Source organism: Micromonospora yasonensis (assembly GCF_026013475.1).
In the GTDB taxonomy this organism is placed as follows: domain Bacteria; phylum Actinomycetota; class Actinomycetes; order Mycobacteriales; family Micromonosporaceae; genus Micromonospora; species Micromonospora yasonensis.
The window spans coordinates 1-201 of sequence record NZ_JAPDPH010000520.1 but is presented as its reverse complement, the minus strand read 5'-3'; the positions used below and the strand labels follow the sequence as shown (position 1 = coordinate 201).

Annotated in this window: 1 protein-coding gene; it reads right to left on the bottom strand. The window is 69.7% G+C overall.

Annotation, left to right across the window (positions count from 1 at the left end; genetic code table 11):
- Window positions 1-201, bottom strand: a 201-nt coding sequence (locus tag ONA70_RS36630) for a hypothetical protein (RefSeq protein ID WP_265011041.1), incomplete at both ends; no start/stop codon positions are given.

Sequence of the window (201 nt, the reverse complement as noted above, 5' to 3'; positions counted from 1 at the left end):
GTCGGTGCCGGGGATGGTCTGTTGGCGGGTGCTGCTGTAGAAGGCGGTGCTGGCGGCGTGTGGGTCGATGGTGACGGCGGTGAGTTGGGTGTGGAGCGGTTCCACGTGGGGGCAGTGGCTGGCGTAGGTGACGGGGATGATTCGGGCGGTGAGGCCGTGGTCGGTGAGGGCGGTGTGGGTGGCGTGGATGGCGTCGGGGGT